This is a genomic window from Paenibacillus sp. RUD330 (assembly GCF_002243345.2).
Taxonomy (GTDB): Bacteria; Bacillota; Bacilli; order Paenibacillales; family Paenibacillaceae; genus Paenibacillus_O.
On record NZ_CP022655.2, the window covers coordinates 1,431,658 to 1,449,093 of the forward strand.

The 17,436-nt window shown below is 44.6% G+C and carries 17 protein-coding genes; all 17 read left to right on the forward strand.

All coding sequences use genetic code 11. The features are described 5' to 3' along the window. Window positions 1-27: 27 nt before the first annotated feature. Window positions 28-780, forward strand: a complete 753-nt coding sequence (locus CIC07_RS06205; RefSeq protein WP_076359407.1) for a YveK family protein — start codon at window positions 28-30, stop codon at window positions 778-780. Then, the gene (locus tag CIC07_RS06210) at window positions 761-1,456 is read left to right on the forward strand and encodes a CpsD/CapB family tyrosine-protein kinase (protein ID WP_076359408.1); all 696 of its coding nucleotides are present in this window, start codon (window positions 761-763) and stop codon (window positions 1,454-1,456) included. Before CIC07_RS06205 ends, CIC07_RS06210 begins: the two co-directional genes overlap by 20 nt. 276 nt (window positions 1,457-1,732) lie before the next feature. Continuing rightward, a complete protein-coding gene (gene galU, locus CIC07_RS06215) occupies window positions 1,733-2,632 on the forward strand; it encodes a UTP--glucose-1-phosphate uridylyltransferase GalU (protein ID WP_076359409.1) in 900 nt (299 codons plus the stop codon). 6 nt (window positions 2,633-2,638) lie between these two features. Continuing rightward, entirely contained in the window at window positions 2,639-3,337 is a 699-nt protein-coding gene (locus CIC07_RS06220) for a sugar transferase (protein ID WP_076359410.1), read from the forward strand. 15 nt (window positions 3,338-3,352) lie between these two features. Beyond that, window positions 3,353-4,636 carry an O-antigen ligase family protein gene (locus tag CIC07_RS06225; protein ID WP_083688674.1) on the forward strand — a complete coding sequence of 428 codons (1,284 nt, stop codon included), beginning with the start codon at window positions 3,353-3,355 and terminating at the stop codon, window positions 4,634-4,636. Further along, window positions 4,633-5,802 (forward strand): glycosyltransferase family 4 protein, encoded by a 1,170-nt coding sequence (locus tag CIC07_RS06230; RefSeq protein WP_076359412.1) that lies wholly within the window; start codon window positions 4,633-4,635, stop codon window positions 5,800-5,802. The genes CIC07_RS06225 and CIC07_RS06230 overlap by 4 nt, the downstream gene beginning before the upstream one ends. After that, window positions 5,792-6,736, forward strand: coding sequence for a glycosyltransferase family 2 protein (locus CIC07_RS06235; RefSeq protein ID WP_076359413.1), 945 nt, complete (start codon window positions 5,792-5,794; stop codon window positions 6,734-6,736). The genes CIC07_RS06230 and CIC07_RS06235 overlap by 11 nt, the downstream gene beginning before the upstream one ends. 21 nt (window positions 6,737-6,757) lie before the next feature. Beyond that, the gene (locus CIC07_RS06240; protein WP_083688676.1) at window positions 6,758-7,876 is read left to right on the forward strand and encodes a glycosyltransferase family 4 protein; all 1,119 of its coding nucleotides are present in this window, start codon (window positions 6,758-6,760) and stop codon (window positions 7,874-7,876) included. Continuing rightward, complete coding sequence (locus CIC07_RS06245) at window positions 7,876-9,339, forward strand: MOP flippase family protein (protein ID WP_076359415.1); 1,464 nt, start codon at window positions 7,876-7,878, stop codon at window positions 9,337-9,339. The genes CIC07_RS06240 and CIC07_RS06245 overlap by 1 nt, the downstream gene beginning before the upstream one ends. A gap of 11 nt (window positions 9,340-9,350) precedes the next feature. Next, window positions 9,351-10,100 carry a sugar phosphate nucleotidyltransferase gene (locus CIC07_RS06250; RefSeq protein WP_076359416.1) on the forward strand — a complete coding sequence of 250 codons (750 nt, stop codon included), beginning with the start codon at window positions 9,351-9,353 and terminating at the stop codon, window positions 10,098-10,100. Window positions 10,101-10,117: 17 nt separating this feature from the next. Next, complete coding sequence (gene rfbC, locus CIC07_RS06255) at window positions 10,118-10,663, forward strand: dTDP-4-dehydrorhamnose 3,5-epimerase (protein WP_076359417.1); 546 nt, start codon at window positions 10,118-10,120, stop codon at window positions 10,661-10,663. A gap of 14 nt (window positions 10,664-10,677) precedes the next feature. Next, window positions 10,678-11,700, forward strand: coding sequence for a dTDP-glucose 4,6-dehydratase (gene rfbB, locus CIC07_RS06260; RefSeq protein WP_076359418.1), 1,023 nt, complete (start codon window positions 10,678-10,680; stop codon window positions 11,698-11,700). Continuing rightward, window positions 11,693-12,589: a dTDP-4-dehydrorhamnose reductase gene (gene rfbD, locus CIC07_RS06265; RefSeq protein ID WP_076359419.1), complete on the forward strand. Its 897-nt coding sequence runs from the start codon at window positions 11,693-11,695 to the stop codon at window positions 12,587-12,589. Before rfbB ends, rfbD begins: the two co-directional genes overlap by 8 nt. Beyond that, on the forward strand, window positions 12,555-13,931 hold the full coding sequence (locus tag CIC07_RS06270) for a sugar phosphate nucleotidyltransferase (protein WP_076359420.1): 1,377 nt from the start codon (window positions 12,555-12,557) through the stop codon (window positions 13,929-13,931). Before rfbD ends, CIC07_RS06270 begins: the two co-directional genes overlap by 35 nt. A gap of 15 nt (window positions 13,932-13,946) precedes the next feature. Next, window positions 13,947-15,284, forward strand: coding sequence for a UDP-glucose dehydrogenase family protein (locus CIC07_RS06275; protein ID WP_076359421.1), 1,338 nt, complete (start codon window positions 13,947-13,949; stop codon window positions 15,282-15,284). A 32-nt stretch (window positions 15,285-15,316) separates the two neighbouring features. Further along, complete coding sequence (locus tag CIC07_RS06280; protein WP_076359422.1) at window positions 15,317-16,465, forward strand: nucleotidyltransferase domain-containing protein; 1,149 nt, start codon at window positions 15,317-15,319, stop codon at window positions 16,463-16,465. Then, window positions 16,465-17,418, forward strand: a complete 954-nt coding sequence (locus tag CIC07_RS06285) for an LCP family glycopolymer transferase (RefSeq protein WP_175619217.1) — start codon at window positions 16,465-16,467, stop codon at window positions 17,416-17,418. The genes CIC07_RS06280 and CIC07_RS06285 overlap by 1 nt, the downstream gene beginning before the upstream one ends. Window positions 17,419-17,436: the final 18 nt, after the last annotated feature.

Here is a 17,436-nt window from a genome sequence, read left to right on the forward strand (position 1 = left end):
ATTTCTATATGACGGAGGCTCGACAACGTGGAACTTAAAGAATACTTGACAATCATGGGCAAGCGCAAGTGGCTGATCACCGCCATCGTCCTCGTCGCCTGCCTGGCGACAGGATTCAAAAGCTTCTTCTATACAACTCCAGTCTATTCCGCATCCGCCAAGCTGATCGTCAATCAGGCATTCGAATACCAGGGAATGTCGATGCTGGATCTCAGCACGATGCAGACCAATATCACCGTCATCAACTCCTACAAGGAAATCATTCAGTCTGCGGCCATACTCGACAAAGTCGTGGAGAAGTACCCCGATCTCAAGATGTCGGCAGATGAACTGAGAGGCGGGCTTGGCGTAGGCTCCTCGGCAGAATCGCAAGTCATGGATCTTTCCTTCACCGGCACTTCCTATCCTCAGGCGGCCAAGGCCGTCAACGCCATCGCCCAAACCTTCAAAGAAACGAATCCTTCCATCATGAAAGTCGACAACGTGAACATTCTCAACAAGGCCAATCCGGATGCGGCGGCCATGAGCATCAACACCAGTCCCATCGTGCTGATCTTCATCAGCTTCGTCGTCTCGTTCATGCTGTCGGTCGGACTTGTCTTCCTGATCCATTACCTGGACGACACGATCAAGACGGAGAAGGATGTAGAGACTCAGCTCGAGCTGCCGATGCTGACCCAGATTACGAAGATCGACAAGTACGGCTCGAAGTCCCGCAAGCCGTCTTCATCCAAGCCAAGTCCGGTCAAGGAGGGCTCCTATGCCACGCTCAACCAGTGAATCCAGCCTCATCACCTATTACGAGCCGAAATCTCCGATCTCGGAAGCCTACCGCACCTTGCGCACGAACATTCAATTCTCTTCCTTCGATGAACCGATCAAGGTCATCATGGTCGCTTCGGCCAATCCCGGCGAGGGCAAGAGCACGACGGCTTCCAACCTCGCGGTCACTTATGCCCAAGAAGGCAAAAAAACGCTGCTGATCGATGCCGATCTTCGCAAGCCATCGGTGTTCCAGGTATTCTCGGTATCCAACCGGGTCGGATTGTCGACGGTCGTGTCCGGCCAATGCCGCTGGGCCGATGCGATCCAGGACACCCATGTCGAGCAGCTCGATGTGCTGCCATCCGGACCGATCCCTCCCAACCCATCCGAGCTGCTGGCCTCCCATAGCATGAAGTCTCTCCTGCAGGAGCTGCAGGCTCAATACGACGTCATCATCTTTGATACGCCGCCCGTGCTCGCAGTGACGGATTCGCTAATTATCTCCTCTCTCTGCCAAGGCGTCATCCTCGTCGTCCAAGCCGGCAAGGTCAAGAGCGAGCTTGTCCGCAAAGCCAAAAGCAACCTGGAGCATGTGCAGGCCCGGATTCTCGGTGTCGTCCTCAACAACATGAAGAGCCGGAAGGGCGACAAGTACACCTATTACTACTACGGAACCAAAGAAGCAAAGTAACGCGGATTCCTTCCAATTCCAAATTTCAGGTAAGGCCTGCTGCACCTTTATCACTGCAGGCACTCGGCCGTGCTGTGGGCTCATGAGTGGGCCTTAGACGTGAATCGTCGATGGTACGGTGTGAGGAGGGGTTTAATGCCCCGGTTTTACAAACTAAATGGCAGAAAAACGGGTTATGTTTCCGCTTACAACGAGAACATGACCCGTTTTTTTGGCATTTTCCCAAGGATAGGACTAGAAGAGCCAGAGAGAAAAAGGATAAGGATAGGTGACGGTATGAAAAAAGTTCGAAAAGCGATTATTCCGGCTGCGGGTCTGGGAACCCGGTTCCTGCCCGCGACCAAGGCGATGCCGAAGGAAATGCTGCCGATCGTCGACAAGCCGACCATCCAGTACATTGTGGAGGAGGCGGTTCAATCCGGCATCGAAGACATCATCATCGTCACGGGCAAGGGCAAGAGAGCGATAGAAGACCACTTCGATATCGCCTTCGAGCTGGAGCACAGCTTGATGGAGAAGGGCAAGCTCGGCCTGCTCAGCGAGGTGCAGAAATCTTCCAACGTGGATATCCATTACATAAGGCAAAAAGAAGCGAAGGGACTCGGCCATGCGGTCTGGTGCGCGCGCAACTTCATCGGCAACGAGCCGTTCGCCGTCCTGCTCGGCGATGACATCGTACAGGGTGAGGTTCCCTGCACGAGACAGCTGATGCAGCAATACGAAGAAACAGGCCGTTCCGTCATCGGCGTGCAGACAGTGGGCATCGACCAGACGGACCGGTACGGCATCGTGGATCCGCTCGAAACGATGGGCCGCCTCGTTCAAGTCAAGAGATTCGTGGAGAAGCCTGCCAAGGGGCAAGCGCCTTCCAATCTGGCTATCATGGGCCGGTATGTATTTACACCTGAAATCTTCGATTATCTTGGCGAACACAACATCGGAGCCGGCGGAGAGATCCAGCTGACCGATGCGATCCAGAAGCTGAACGAGTCTCAAGGCGTATATGCCTTCGATTTTGACGGGAAACGGTATGACGTCGGAGAGAAGCTCGGGTTTATCCTGACGACGATCGATTTCGCGCTGCGCAATGATGAGCTGAAGCATCCGCTGCTGACCGCCCTTGAAGAGCTCATTGAAGAGTACTCCAATAAAACCAATCCAATCAAGCTGGGGTGATCGAAGATGAGTTTGAACCCGAACCGCAAGGAAGCGGAAGCTGTCTTGGAATCGAGTGCCTACTACTCCTCCTACGCAGCGGAAAACAAAAGGAATTTGACGGGTTATCTGATGATGAAGCGTGCGATGGACATCGTGGCCGCTTCGATTGGCTTGATCTTCCTGACTCCGGTCTTTCTTCTGCTCGCCATCGCGATCAAGATCGAGGATCCCAAGGGGCCGGTATTCTTCTCCCAGAAGCGGGTCGGCAAGGGAGAGCGGCCATTCCATATGTATAAATTCCGTTCGATGGTATCCAATGCGGAGGAACTGCTGGTTGATCTGCTGGAGAAGAACGAAATTCAAGGCGCCATGTTCAAGATGAAGGATGATCCGCGAATTACGAGAATCGGCAGATTCATCCGGAAGACCAGCATCGATGAACTTCCGCAATTGTGGAATGTCGTGCGCGGGGATATGTCGCTCGTAGGGCCGCGGCCGCCTCTTCCAAGGGAAGTTGCCGAGTATACGGCTTATGACAAGCAGCGGCTGAAGGTCACGCCTGGCTGCACAGGGCTGTGGCAGGTGAGCGGACGGAACCAGCTGAGCTTTAAAGAGATGGTGGAACTGGATATTCGGTACATACAGGAAAGAAGCAGCAAATTTGATATACAAATTCTCTTGCGTACAGTAAGGTTGCTTTTTGGTTCAAAGGATGCTTATTGAGGTAGGTGGAAACCAATGTTGTCTGAAAAATCAACATATAGAAGAATATCAACATTTCTAAGTGTTATCGTCATTCTATTCTTAACAAATTTCCCTAATATAAAAGTGCTTAAATTTCAATATGGAGAGCTATCCGTAAATAGAACACTTGTAATAATTGTTTTTATAATCCTCATTGCTATGAGTATCATTAAAAGTCGGAGAATTAGTATAAAGAGAATTGATATTATCTTTTATTTATTTATACTATTTTCAATGTTAAATTTCTTTTCCATTTCGTGGTTAGCAAATTTAGTTATTATTATTATAATACCTTATATTATGGGCTCATATTTGTTTAATGAAGTGAAAACTGAAACCATAAAAAATACAATAATGATATCAGGACTGATTCAATCTTTGTTCATATTATACTCAACTTTTATTAATCCATTTCAATTGGACATTTCTGGATTTAAGGAAATTAAAACAAGCTCTAATGGTCTTAATGAAGCTTTATTAGATGGGCGAGTAAGTGGAAGTATAGGGCATCCCGTAGTATTGGGAGCATTATTGTTGATTTGTCTAGTTTGTGGTTTTTTTAATATCTTAAGACAAGAAAAAATAGTGTTGAGTTTGTTGAGTTTTATTTTAACAGCTATTTCATTAACCCTTACTTACTCAAGAGGCTCATGGATTTCTGCTGCAATTGTCATTTTAATAATGCTCTTATTTGTTAAAACAAAAAAAGTGTTTACTAAAGAAGTTACAGCAGCTCTACTGATTTTTATTTTAGTCGTTTCCCCGATAGGAAATGATATTATAAATAGGTTTTCTGAGACCTCGTCGTCTGACTTTTCGGTCAGTCATAGATCATACATGGTTAATTGGACCATTGATAATTCTACAAATGATTTAAAAAGTTTTGTATTTGGATATGGATTTGGTGGATCACTAGATTTATTAGATAAAAATTCCCCTAAAGATGGCTTCCCCGTTATAGATAATGTTTTCTTATCTAATCTAATTGATTTTGGATTAGTAGGCTTATTGTTGTTCTTTATACTTCTAGGCTATTCAATAATCATTAATTTTAAAGAAAAGAATAAATGGATTCACTTTGTTTTAATGGCAATAATTTTTAATGGACTAACATTTGATTTTCTTTACTGGGAGCAAATGGGGATGATTACATTTATGATTTTGGGATTAGCTATGAACGGAAAGAAAAAAAATTTTTATGAAAAGAAACCTAAAGTGATTTCATATTACGGCCCTAATAATCTTGCAATACTCTTTAAAGGAAGTGAAGTTAAATGAAAGTGGCAATCATCCATGATTGGCTTGTAACATATGCGGGGGCAGAAAAAGTTTTAGAACAATTCGTGGAACTTTTTCCGAACTCCGATATATTTAGTACGATTGATTTTCTTGGTGAGAATAGAACTTTTATTAAAAATAAAATTGTAACTACCACTTTCATTCAAAAGCTACCATTCTCGAAAAAATATTACCGAAGTTATATAGGGCTTATGCCTATTGCTATCGAGCAATTAGATCTATCTGGATATGATTTAATCATCTCTAGTTCTTACGCAGTTTCTAAAGGAGTAATTACAGGGCCTGATCAACTGCATATCTCATATGTCCATTCGCCTATAAGATACGCATGGGATTTACAACATCAATACTTGAAAGAGTCTGGAAATAATAAAGGATTCAAGTCAATTGTTATTAAATATTTGTTGCACAAAATTAGATTATGGGACAATCGCACCTCTAATGGTGTCGATTTTTTTATTTCTAACTCTCGATTTATTTCAAGAAGAATAAAGAAAGTATATAACCGTGAATCACAAGTTGTATATCCACCAGTTAATGTTGAGGATTTTGAGTTGTGTTTGGAGAAAAGCGATTTTTATCTGACAGCTTCCAGAATGGTTCCTTATAAAAGAATGGATTTGATTGCACAGGCTTTTACTGAGATGGCTGATAAAAAGTTAATCATTATTGGTGATGGACCAGATTTTAAAAAAATTGCTCGAATTGTTAATGGATATTCCAATATAAAAATGTTGGGTTATCAAAGCTTTGAAATATTACGAGAGCACATGCAAAGAGCTAAAGCTTTTATTTTTGCAGCAGAAGAAGATTTTGGGATTACTCCAGTTGAAGCACAAGCTTGTGGAACTCCTGTTATTGCATTTGGGAAAGGCGGTTCTACAGAAACAGTTATTGAATTAGGGAAAAAGAATCCTACTGGAATATTTTTTGATTCTCACGATACAGAATCAATAATCCAAGCAGTGAGGGTTTTTGAAAAGAATATAACAAAATTTAATCCAATTAATTGCAGAGTTAATGCAGAGAGATTCTCTGTCGAGAGATTTAAAGAAGAATTCTACAATATTATTACGAAGGAATATAAAGAACATCAATTAAATATTAACCCTTCTTTCGAAAAGGATGAAGTGTATGCAAGATAATGTAGCAATAATTCTGCTTAATTGGAACAGCTTTAAGGATACTTATGACTGTGTAGAATCACTTAAAAAGATGATACACTCACAATTTCATATATTTTTAATTGATAATGATTCTATGGATAACTCTTGGAGTTTGCTCAATGATGTTTTTACTGCAGATTCAAAAATTACATTAATTAAGTCCCCTGAAAATCTTGGTTTTGCTGGTGGAAACAACATCGGAATTAATGCTGCACTAAAGATGGGATATGATTATTTTTGGTTACTTAACGTTGATACTGTCGTAAAGGAAGATGCATTAAGCGAATTACTTTTAGCATTAAAAAAAGACGATAAAATAGGTATTACTGGTTCGAAAATATTATATTACGGGACTAATAAAATATGGTTTGCCGGAGGTAAGGTAAACCTCTTTACCGGAAAAGTTGGGCATGTTGGAATGGGAAGAGAAGATATATATAATCAATTCAACATTGAAAAAGACAGTCAGTATATTACAGGATGTAGTCTATTAGTACAAAGAAAAGTATTAGATACAGTAGGGTTAATGAAAGAAGACTACTTCTTATATTACGAAGAAACTGATTGGAACATTAGAATTAAAAAAGCAGGTTGGAAAACGGTATATATTCCTAAATCGGTGGTCTTTCATAAGGTGTCGGCATCATCTGGAGGAGAAAAAAATCCATCACCTTTCATATCATATTACACTGTTAGAAATGCATTTGCTTTAATAAAGAATACCCAACCTTCTTATAGAGTTTTTACAGCTTTTTTCTTCTTACTCTTAAAGTTTCTATACAAATTAGTATTAGTTTTTATAAAGAGGCAAAATCGAAAAAAAGAAAGAGTTTGGTACATATTTAAAGCCTTAAAAGATAGTTTTGAATTCAAAATGGGTAAACATCCGATTTATAATAAGTCAAATTTTTAGTATTAGGGACGGGTTTATAAAATGAATAAAAAGCTATATATATTGCATGAATTTGGTGCTCCAAGACATTTTGATTCATTATATTATATGAACAAAGAAAATAAAATGTTTGATCAAATTATATCGATTGAATTCTCAGTGTTTAATATGATGTACAAAGCTATTAGAAATAAAAATATCGAAAATGTAATAAGGACATTTAGGAACATGATGTTCTTATTTTATTTGTCTTTCACAAGAAATAAGGATGTGATAATTGGCGCAGCTCCTTATCATATTTCAATCTATTTCTTACTCTTAATAAAGTTTAATCATAATGTAATTTACTATTCTTCTTGGCCATATTGGGATTTATCTAGATATCCAAGGAAAATTTATTTAAAAAACCAATTAAAAGCTTGGCGAATCTTTTTATCAAATATAAATGCTGTAGCTGTAACCGAAGAAGTGAAAAAAGGATTACAGCAGTATACCAATAATATTACCGTTATTCCGCACTGTATTAATCCTGAGTGTTTCAATATTACAGACAGATTAAAAAGAGAAGAGAATAAACTGAATATTCTTTATGTAGGTCGGTTGATACCAGAAAAAGGAATTCGCATTATTCTAGATCTAGCAAATCGTTACAAAGTTTATAATGGAATGCAAATTAATTGGAATATAATTGGAGAGGGAGAATTAAGAGATGAAGTTATAAATCAGTCTCTTGGAAATAGTAACATTAAATACTTTGGTCAATTTAGCAATCAAAATGAATTGGCAAAAATGTATAAGATGAATGATATACTTATTTTACCATCTCAAATTAATAATCCTAAGTGGGAAGAACTATTTGGAATTGTACTAATTGAAGCAATGGCTTGTGGTTGTGTGCCTATCGCATCTCGATCAGTAGGTCCAAGCATGATTATCTCTCATAATGTAGATGGAATACTAATCGAGCCTGTAGACGATAGTGAAGCATATATTATTGAGTTGAAGAAGTTAATAGTAAATCCAGAGCTAATTGAGTTGTTTGCAGAAAGATCTTTTCAAAAAACCAAGAGTATTTATACTGATGAGATTAATGCAGAGCTTTGGCTTAAAGTAATAAACCGTGAGAGCAGCATGGGGTTATTCTTGAATAAGGTGATGTGATGAGTTTAAAAAGTGAAGGAATGAAAGGTTCCAAATGGACATCACTATCTACTTTGACTGTTTCAGCAATTCAAATTCTTCAGCTAGTCATATTGTCAAGAATATTAAGTCCAGTTGATTTTGGGATAATGGGGATCATTCAAGTTGTTCTTGGTTTTGCCAATATTTACAGCGATGCAGGTATATCAAACGTCATTTTAGCACGCGATGACCTAAATTCCAAAAATCTATCTAGCTTATATTTTGCCAATCTTTTTTCGGGATTAATCGTAACCATTATTCTTATAGCTGCTGCTCCTATAATTTCATTCTTTTATAATGAGACGCGGTTGACGTTCCCGTTGATTATGATTTCGATAGTTTTTTTGATTATTCCGTTTGGCCAGCAATTCCAAGTCCTCTTTCAAAAAAATCTTCATTTTAATTTCTTAGCGAAAATAGACATGATTAGTAACTTCTCCGGTTTCTTTGTTGCAATTATTACTGCTGTTATTAATCCTAATGTTATGTCTTTAGTCTATGGGCAAATGACCATTTCGGTCATAAAAGCACTTTTACTTTGCTTTTATGGAGGGAGAAAATGGAGACATGCGTTCTATTTTAATTTTAATGATATAAAAGAAAATCTTGCTTTTGGAGCCTTTCAGATCGGAGAAAAAACAGTACATTTCTTTAGTACTAATATTGATAAAATGATTATAGGAAAGATATATGGTACAGAAGTTCTAGGTTTTTATAGTTTCGCTTATCAATTAATAATAATACCTGTTCTAAAAATAAATCCAATAGTTACAAATATTGCTGTTTCACTATTTTCGAGAGTTAGAAATGACAAAGATAAATTGAAGAAAGGATATTTAAGTATTGTTAATTATTTGAGCGTAATTAACTTTCCTATATACTTTGGCTTTATACTTGTGGCACCTCTTTTTATCCCTCTTTTCTTTGGAGAAAAATGGTCTCCAGCTATTGAAATCATACAGATCTTAAGTTTAATGGGGCTGTTGCGCTCAACCATAAGTCCTAATACTACACTGACTGTTTCTAATGGGAGAGCAGATTTAGGATTTTATTGGACGTTAATCACAATGTGTTCACTTGTGCCTTCTTTGTATATCGGATCTTCCGTTAATGGAATTATCGGTATGTGCTGGTCATTGGTAATTGGACAAGGGCTATTATTTATTTTAAATTACTTTTTCATTGTAAAACGATTAATTGGCGATTGTTTAAAGGAATATATTTATTCTGTATTAAAGCCTTTTTTAATTTCAATATGTATGTTTTTGGTGGGATACTTTTTTGATAATATTGTAATCGATCAAACTTTGAATTTATTTATTACAATTTGCATTTCAGGAGTCTTCTACTTTTTCCTTAATTTAATATTTAACAGAAAAATATCAATGGAATTTTATGAATTGCTACTAAATAAGAAGAATAAGAAGCAAGTGAATTTCTAGGAGGGATTTCTATGAAAGGCATCATCCTAGCAGGCGGAACAGGATCCAGGCTTTACCCCTTAACCAAGGTGACCAACAAGCATTTGTTGCCGGTTGGCCAATATCCGATGATCTACCACTCGATCTACAAACTGAAAGAAGCTGGAATCGACGACATCCTCATTGTCACGGGACGTGACCATATGGGCGATGTCGTTAATCTTTTGGGGAGCGGATATGAATTCGGCGTCAGCTTCTCCTACAAAGTGCAGGATCAGGCTGGAGGCATCGCGCAAGCTCTCGGACTGGCGCGCAGCTTTATTGGAAGCGAGCCGATGGCGGTTATTCTTGGCGACAATGTCTTCCAGGATGACATGAAGCCATTTGTGGAGAACTTCAAGCGTCAAGGCAGAGGGGCCAAGATTCTCCTCAAGGAAGTTCACGATCCGGAGCGTTATGGCGTTGCTGAGCTGGACGGAACCTTGATACGGTCTATCGAAGAAAAGCCGAAGCAGCCGAAGAGCTCGATGGCAGTAACCGGCATCTACATGTACGACAATGATGTATTTGAGATCGTAAAAGGTCTTCAACCATCCGGACGCGGCGAGCTGGAGATCACGGATGTCAACAATGCTTATATCCAGCAAGGCTCGCTCACCTACGATGTACTGGATGGATGGTGGACGGATGCGGGTACGCATGAGTCCTGGGCCCATGCCAATGAGCTTGTCCGCAACCATACCTTCGATCTGAACTTCGGCCGCAAGCTGGCATCCGTGTAGAGAGGATCGGACCCAAGATGAAAATCATACCAAGCAAGCTCGAGGGAGTCCTGATTGTCGAGACCGATGTGTTCGGTGACAATCGGGGCTTTTTTACGGAAAGCTACAATGAAGAGAAATTCAGGGCAGCGGGAATCGAGCATAACTTCATCCAAGACAACCATTCCTTATCCCAAGAGGCGGGAACGCTTCGCGGGCTTCATTATCAGCTGAATCCAAAGGCCCAAACCAAGCTGGTGCGTGCGATCAGCGGAGCCATCTATGATGTGGTGGTGGATCTGAGGAAGAGTTCGGCTACGTATGGGCAATGGCAAGGGTTCATTCTCAGCGAAGCGAATAAGCGTCAGCTTCTCGTGCCGCGCGGATTTGCTCATGGCTTCTGTACCCTCGTCTCCAATACACAGGTTGTATATAAGGTGGATGAATACTACTCCAAGGAGCATGACCGCGGCATTCTGTGGAATGACCCGGCTCTTGGAATCGATTGGCCTACCGATCGAGTCGTACTCTCGGATAAGGATAAGATCCATCCTGGAATTCACGAAGCTGAACATAACTTTTAGGGAGTTGTAGAGAGATGAACCTACTGGTCACAGGCGGCGCTGGTTTTATCGGCAGCAATTTCATCCGCCATATGCATGAAGAACATCCTGAGTACAGGATCGTGAATATCGACAAGCTTACTTACGCAGGCAATCTGGATAACTTGTCGGATCTCGATGAGAGCGGAAATTATTATTTTGTGAAAGGCGATATCTGCAATGAAGCCCTTGTCCGGCATCTGCTGCGAGAACACCGCATCGACGCAATTGTCAATTTTGCAGCCGAGTCTCACGTGGACAGGAGCATAAGCGATCCCGGAATTTTCGTGACGACCAATATTTCCGGGACACAGGTTCTGTTGGAGGCCGCAAGAGCGTACGGAATAAGCAAGTATATTCAGATCTCTACGGATGAAGTGTACGGTTCCCTGGGGGAAACAGGATACTTCACGGAGGAGACGCCGCTCGCTCCGAACAGTCCTTACTCCTCCAGCAAGGCAGGGGCCGATCTGCTTGTCCGCGCCTACCATGAAACGTATGGCTTGAATGTCAATATTACGCGCTGCTCCAACAATTATGGGCCATATCATTTCCCGGAGAAGCTGATTCCGCTTATGATTACCCGCGCTCTCGACAACATGCAGCTTCCTGTCTACGGGGATGGGCTCAATATCCGGGATTGGCTGCATGTGAGGGATCACGCGGCAGCTATCGATCTGGTTCTGCACCAGGGCGTTCCAGGCGAGGTCTACAATATTGGCGGCCATAACGAGCGGACCAACCTCCAGATCGTGGAGCTGATTTTGGAGCGCCTGGGCAAATCCAAGGATCTGATCGCTTACGTGGAAGACCGTCTAGGCCACGACCGCCGTTATGCCATCGATCCGGAGAAGCTGGAAACGAAGCTTGGCTGGAAACCTAAGTACACCTTTGAGACCGGAATTGTGGAAACGATCGACTGGTACTTGGCTAACGAGAAATGGTGGAGGGATATCCAATCGGGTCAATATCTCAAAAGCTACGATATCCGGTATAGGCAGCCCGTTGCGCATGGTTGAGACCAGGGTGATCGTAACAGGCGCCAGAGGCCAGTTGGGTACGGATATGGCCTCTCTCTTGTCGGAAGCGGGATATGAAGTCCACGCCTTCGGCCGAGAGAAGCTGGATTTCACCAATCGCGGGGAAGTTCTGGAGGTTGTGGAAGCCTTGCGGCCGGACATTATTGTCCACTGCGGTGCATATACCAAGGTGGATCAAGCCGAGACGGAGCGTGAGCTGGCTGAGCAAGTGAATGGCCGCGGATCCGGATATCTGGCGGAAGCGGCTGAACTCGTTGGGGCGAAGCTGGTGTACGTGAGTACGGATTATGTGTTCGACGGAACTGCCGACGAGCCGATTCCCGAATCTGCGGCGACGAACCCGATCAACGTATACGGCGCTTCTAAGCTGTTAGGGGAAACGCTTGTGAAGGCTGCGACGAAACGTTATTTTATTGTCCGCACCTCATGGGTATACGGCCTTCACGGCTCTAACTTTGTCAAGACAATGCTGACTCTGGGCCGTCAAGGGAAACCGTTGACCGTCGTTGAGGATCAGTTCGGGAGCCCTACATTTACGGTCGATTTGGCCGAGAGTATCTGGAGATTGATTCAAACCGATCGCTATGGAACCTATCATGTGTCTAATTCCGGTTCTTGTTCATGGTATGAATTCGCCCAAGTGATCTTTGAGGAAGCCGGCTTGAAGGTAGAGCTTGCTCCGGTAGACAGCAGTCGATTCGTTCGTCCCGCTCAGCGGCCGGCCTATTCCGTTCTGCGGCACCAATCCTTGTCGGAGAACGGGTTCCCGGCCATGAGGAACTGGAGAGAAGGCTTGAAGGAATTCCTGGCGCTGGAATCAAAGGAGGTCAACGATGAAAACGGTACTGCTGTCGGGCGGATCGGGTAAGCGGTTATGGCCGCTCTCCAATGATCTGCGCTCCAAGCAATTTCTCCCTCTCCTCAAGCGGGAGGACGGAGCGAATGAGTCTATGGTGCAGCGGGTGTGGAGGCAATTGGCACAAGCAGGCCTGGCCGGAGACAGCTATATCGCAACCAGCCGCTCTCAAGTCGAAGTGCTGCAGAGCCAATTGGGAGCCGCCGTTCCGATCATTGTGGAACCGGAGCGAAGGGATACTTTCCCGGCTATCGCGTTGGCTGCTGTCTACCTGTATTCGGTCGTGGGCGTATCTCTGCATGAAGTCGTCACGGTGATGCCGGTCGATCCCTATGTGGATGACTCCTTTTACGCATCCATACGGAAGCTGGAAGAGGCGATTCAGGAAACGGATGCCGAGCTCGCCTTGATCGGTGTCGTACCGGATCACCCTTCCGAAAACTTCGGTTATATCGTTCCTCGTGAATCCGGAAATGCCGAGCATAAATATCAACAGGTGAACAGCTTCAAGGAAAAACCCCTAAGGGAAGAAGCCGCTGCTCTGATCGGGCAGGGAGCGCTTTGGAACTGCGGGGTTTTTGCATTTCGGCTGGACCGGATCATCAACCTGCTTATCTCGCTGAATCTCCCGATCTCTTACGACGAGATGGTGAAGCAGTACCGCAAGCTGCCCAAGAACAGCTTTGACTATGAAGTGGTGGAGAAGCTGGACCGCATGGTCGTGACGCCTTATCAAGGCGTGTGGAGGGATTTGGGTACCTGGAACACCTTGACCGACGAGATGGAAGATCGCGTAATCGGCAAGGGCATCGTCACGCAGGATTGCAAGGATACCCATCTCATCAACGAGCTGGACATTCCCATCACGGTCATGGGCCTTTCCGGCATCGTAGTGGCGGCCAGCCCGGACGGCATTCTCGTATCGGAGAAGTCTGTGAGCTCGCGGATCAAGGACGTCAACGGAGGCCAGGATCAGCGTCCCATGTTCGAAGAGCGGCGATGGGGCTTGTACAAGGTGGTCGACTACGTCAAGTACGACGACGGCCGCGAGGTGCTGACCAAGCGGATCCGCATAGCGGAAGGGAAGAATCTCAGCTATCAGTATCATACCCGGCGCAGCGAAGTGTGGACGATTACCTCCGGCCGCGGCGAGCTCATCCTGGACGGCAAGCATCGGGAGCTTCTTCCGGGTGATGTGGTGCTCGTTCCGGCAGGAATGATGCATAGCGTCAGAGCCGTCACGAATCTGGAGATGATCGAAGTCCAGAGCGGCCAGGAGCTGGTCGAGGAGGATATCGTCCGGCTGTGCATGAGCTGGGAAGACATTTTGCAGTATGTGCAGCATATCGGATAAGGAGCGGATAAAGAGATGAAACTGGCTGTCATTGGAACGGGCTATGTCGGCCTCGTATCGGGAGTATGCTTCTCCGAGCTCGGCAACGAAGTGGTCTGCGTCGATAAGATCGAGGCCAAAATCGAGATGCTGAAGCAGGGCGAGGTGCCGATCTACGAGCCGGGGCTGAAGCAGCTGATCGAACGGAACACCGAGGCAGGGAGGCTCAGCTTCACGACGAATCTGGTCGCTGCCGTCCAGCAGTCGGATATCGTGATACTGGCTGTAGGCACGCCGTCTCTTCCGAACGGCGAGGCGAATCTAAGCTATATCAAGCAAGCCGCGCAAGAAATCGCGATGGCGATGAACGGCTACAAAATCGTGGTCACGAAGAGCACGGTTCCGGTAGGGACGAATGAAAAAATCGGTTCCATTTTGGCTGAATACTCGATCCATCACTTCGATATCGCCTCGGTCCCCGAGTTCCTGCGCGAAGGCTCTGCAGTAAGGGATACGCTCAACCCGGATCGAATCGTCATCGGCGCTGACAGCGTCATGGCGAAGGAGCGGCTCAAGGCTCTTCACCGACCGCTTACGGACAAAATCCTGGTCACGGATATCCGCAGCGCGGAGATGATCAAGTACGCCTCCAATGCCTTCCTGGCGACAAAGATCAGCTTCATCAACGAAATCGCCAACATCTGCGAGAAGGTCGGAGCCGATGTGACGCTGGTGGCGGAAGGCATGGGATACGACAATCGGATCGGGCCGTCCTTCCTCAAGGCCGGCATCGGGTATGGCGGCTCCTGCTTCCCCAAGGATACCGAAGCTCTCATTCAGATCGCCGGACATGTGGATTACGAATTCAAGCTGCTGAAGTCGGTCGTGGATGTGAACCGCGATCAGCGGTTCAACGTCATCCGGAAGCTGGAAGCGACTCTGGGCGATCTGGGCGGCAGAACGGTCGCCATCTGGGGCCTGGCCTTCAAGCCGGAGACGGATGACGTGCGCGATGCGCCGGCCTTCGAAATCATTCAGGCCCTGCTGAACAAAGGGGCAAAAATCCGTGCTTATGATCCTGTCGCTCAAGACAACTTCCGCAGCCTGCTGGATGAACCGGATGTCAGCTACTGCTCCTCGGCGGAAGAAGCCGCTTCCGGAGCGGATGCTCTCTGCTTGCTTACGGAGTGGGCCGAGTTCCGAGAATTCCCGCTCTCGAGACTGGAGACGCTGCTCAAGCGGCCTGTTCTTATCGATGGCAGAAATCAATTCACGGAAGAAGAGCTCGCGGATACTTCCTTCATCTATTATTCCGTCGGCAGGCCGAATCTGAACAAAGGCGTAAAAGAGCAAAGCCCCGCACTTTTATTTTAGGTTAAAAAATCAATATACTCGTTGGAGGCCTCATGCGTAGAAGTGAGATAATCCAAATATTGGATGATATCTATGGAGAACACGCGTTTGAAAGTATTAGTGAAGAGGGTTGGTATTCTGCTTGGATCGACATTAAGAACTCCTTTATAGGTAGTCAAATTTATCATTTGCTACGTACTAGGGGAAGACTGAAAGAAGTACCTGATTGGTTTGTACAGGAGCTTAAAAACGAGGCTGAACGGATTCTTTTTCAGAATATGCTTATTAGAGTTGAACAAAAAAAAATGCTTAAGGCATTTGAAGAAGTTGGAATTGAAGTTATCCCGCTTAAAGGCACTATCTTAGCAGAACGCTTTTTTGGTCATTTTGCTGCAAGGCCAACCACTGATGTTGATATTTTGGTGAGAGAAAATGATATACAAACAGCTACAGATCTTCTAGTAAATCTATCTTTCATAAAAGATCAAGTACCTGATAATGATCACTTCCATTTAGTATTTAATAAATCTTATGAAAATCCATTATTCCCTTTTTTATCTGTAGAACTTCACTGGAATATACTTCGTTATCACGATTCCAAAACAGTTATGGAACCTTTTTGGGAACGATCAATTGCTATCAATTCCAGAAATTACGTAAAAGAATTGAATTATGAAGATAGTATTTATCATATTTGTATACATGGATTTAATCATCAAATGTTATCACTAAAATATATTATTGATGTAGCACAACTAATCGTTCAATCAAAAGGAAAGTTTAATTATAGTTCATTGTTGAATAAATCGAAGCAAGATGGGAATGAATCAAAACTCATAATAGTTTTAACATTAGTATACAAATTATTTCCATCTTTGAATCTGGTCGAACATCTTCCCACGAAAAAACATTGGCCGTTATGGAATGAACAACTTATGAGAGAAGCAGGATTAGGCATCAAAAGTAAACGCTATTTTTTATTTCGGTTCGTTTCTTTATTTGTAATGTATGACTCGGTATTCAGTATGTTTAAACATCTTCGGTTTCTAGTATTCCCTCCAAAAGATTATGCCCAGACTCAGTTAAGAGAAAAAAAAGAAGGCCATTTGATGGTTTTGTACATGCGAATCTATCGTAATCGGCTTAAGCATCTCTTTAGTTCTGGGGCGCACAAAGCCGGCACAAAGGAGTATGACACCTGATGAGCACCATCCAGAAGAGGGTTTTGATTTCCGTTCTCTCCGTCCTGCTAATTTCAGGGCTTGCCGTCGCAGGCTTCGGCTGGTACCTCTACAACAACTTGAAGGGGACGGCCCACAAGGTCTATGAGCCGACCAGCCGCACGAATTACGTGAGCAAGGATCCGGGTGTGGCCAAAACGGCGCAGACCGTGAGCTCGGATAATCTGCCCTTCACCGTTCTCGTAATGGGGGTGGACCAACGTCCCGGCGATCAAGGCCGCTCCGATACGATGCTGCTGCTCGCGGCTAATCCGCAGAAAAACGACCTGCTCATGGTGAGCATTCCGCGGGACACGAGGACGACCATCGTCGGCCGCGATGTCGAGGACAAGATCAACCACGCTTATGCCTTCGGAGGCGTGAACATGTCCGTGCAGACAGTAGAGAGCTTTCTGGACTTCCCGGTGGACTACTACGTGAAGGTCAACATGGAAGGCTTCGTTAAAGTCGTCGATTTGTTGGGCGGAGTTGAAGTCAATAATCCGTTCAGCTTCACCATTGACGGGCAAAAGTACGACAAGGGCAAATTGAAGCTGGATGGTGAATCCGCGCTGCTATACTCCCGCATGCGCTACGACGATCCTCGAGGCGACTTCGGCCGCACGGCCCGCCAGCGCGATATCATCCAGCAGGTGATGAAGAACGCCCTTACGGTCAGCAGCCTGACGAAGGCCAGCGACATGCTGGAGGAGATCGGCAGCAACGTGAAGACGGACATCTCGTTCGACACGATGAAGGAGATGCTGATCAATTACCGGCCCAAGATCGAGAAGATCCAGCAGCAGGAGATCAGCGGCCAAGGCAAGATGATGAACGGAATCTGGTATTACATCGTTGATCAAGGCGAGAGGGACAAGATCCACGAGCTGCTCAAGAAGCATCAGGAGCAGGAGGCACAGCCTTCGTTGAATTAGGACGTTCACCTGTCGAAA

What these genes read in the sequence shown, in the direction of transcription:
- CIC07_RS06210 (WP_076359408.1), top strand. Translation starts at nt 761, where the DNA reads ATGCCACGCTCAACCAGTGAATCCAGCCTCATCACCTATTACGAGCCG.
- galU (WP_076359409.1), top strand. Translation starts at nt 1,733, where the DNA reads ATGAAAAAAGTTCGAAAAGCGATTATTCCGGCTGCGGGTCTGGGAACC.
- CIC07_RS06220 (WP_076359410.1), top strand. Translation starts at nt 2,639, where the DNA reads ATGAGTTTGAACCCGAACCGCAAGGAAGCGGAAGCTGTCTTGGAATCG.
- CIC07_RS06225 (WP_083688674.1), top strand. Translation starts at nt 3,353, where the DNA reads ATGTTGTCTGAAAAATCAACATATAGAAGAATATCAACATTTCTAAGT.
- CIC07_RS06230 (WP_076359412.1), top strand. Translation starts at nt 4,633, where the DNA reads ATGAAAGTGGCAATCATCCATGATTGGCTTGTAACATATGCGGGGGCA.
- CIC07_RS06235 (WP_076359413.1), top strand. Translation starts at nt 5,792, where the DNA reads ATGCAAGATAATGTAGCAATAATTCTGCTTAATTGGAACAGCTTTAAG.
- CIC07_RS06240 (WP_083688676.1), top strand. Translation starts at nt 6,758, where the DNA reads ATGAATAAAAAGCTATATATATTGCATGAATTTGGTGCTCCAAGACAT.
- CIC07_RS06245 (WP_076359415.1), top strand. Translation starts at nt 7,876, where the DNA reads ATGAGTTTAAAAAGTGAAGGAATGAAAGGTTCCAAATGGACATCACTA.
- CIC07_RS06250 (WP_076359416.1), top strand. Translation starts at nt 9,351, where the DNA reads ATGAAAGGCATCATCCTAGCAGGCGGAACAGGATCCAGGCTTTACCCC.
- rfbC (WP_076359417.1), top strand. Translation starts at nt 10,118, where the DNA reads ATGAAAATCATACCAAGCAAGCTCGAGGGAGTCCTGATTGTCGAGACC.
- rfbB (WP_076359418.1), top strand. Translation starts at nt 10,678, where the DNA reads ATGAACCTACTGGTCACAGGCGGCGCTGGTTTTATCGGCAGCAATTTC.
- rfbD (WP_076359419.1), top strand. Translation starts at nt 11,693, where the DNA reads ATGGTTGAGACCAGGGTGATCGTAACAGGCGCCAGAGGCCAGTTGGGT.
- CIC07_RS06270 (WP_076359420.1), top strand. Translation starts at nt 12,555, where the DNA reads ATGAAAACGGTACTGCTGTCGGGCGGATCGGGTAAGCGGTTATGGCCG.
- CIC07_RS06275 (WP_076359421.1), top strand. Translation starts at nt 13,947, where the DNA reads ATGAAACTGGCTGTCATTGGAACGGGCTATGTCGGCCTCGTATCGGGA.
- CIC07_RS06280 (WP_076359422.1), top strand. Translation starts at nt 15,317, where the DNA reads ATGCGTAGAAGTGAGATAATCCAAATATTGGATGATATCTATGGAGAA.
- CIC07_RS06285 (WP_175619217.1), top strand. Translation starts at nt 16,465, where the DNA reads ATGAGCACCATCCAGAAGAGGGTTTTGATTTCCGTTCTCTCCGTCCTG.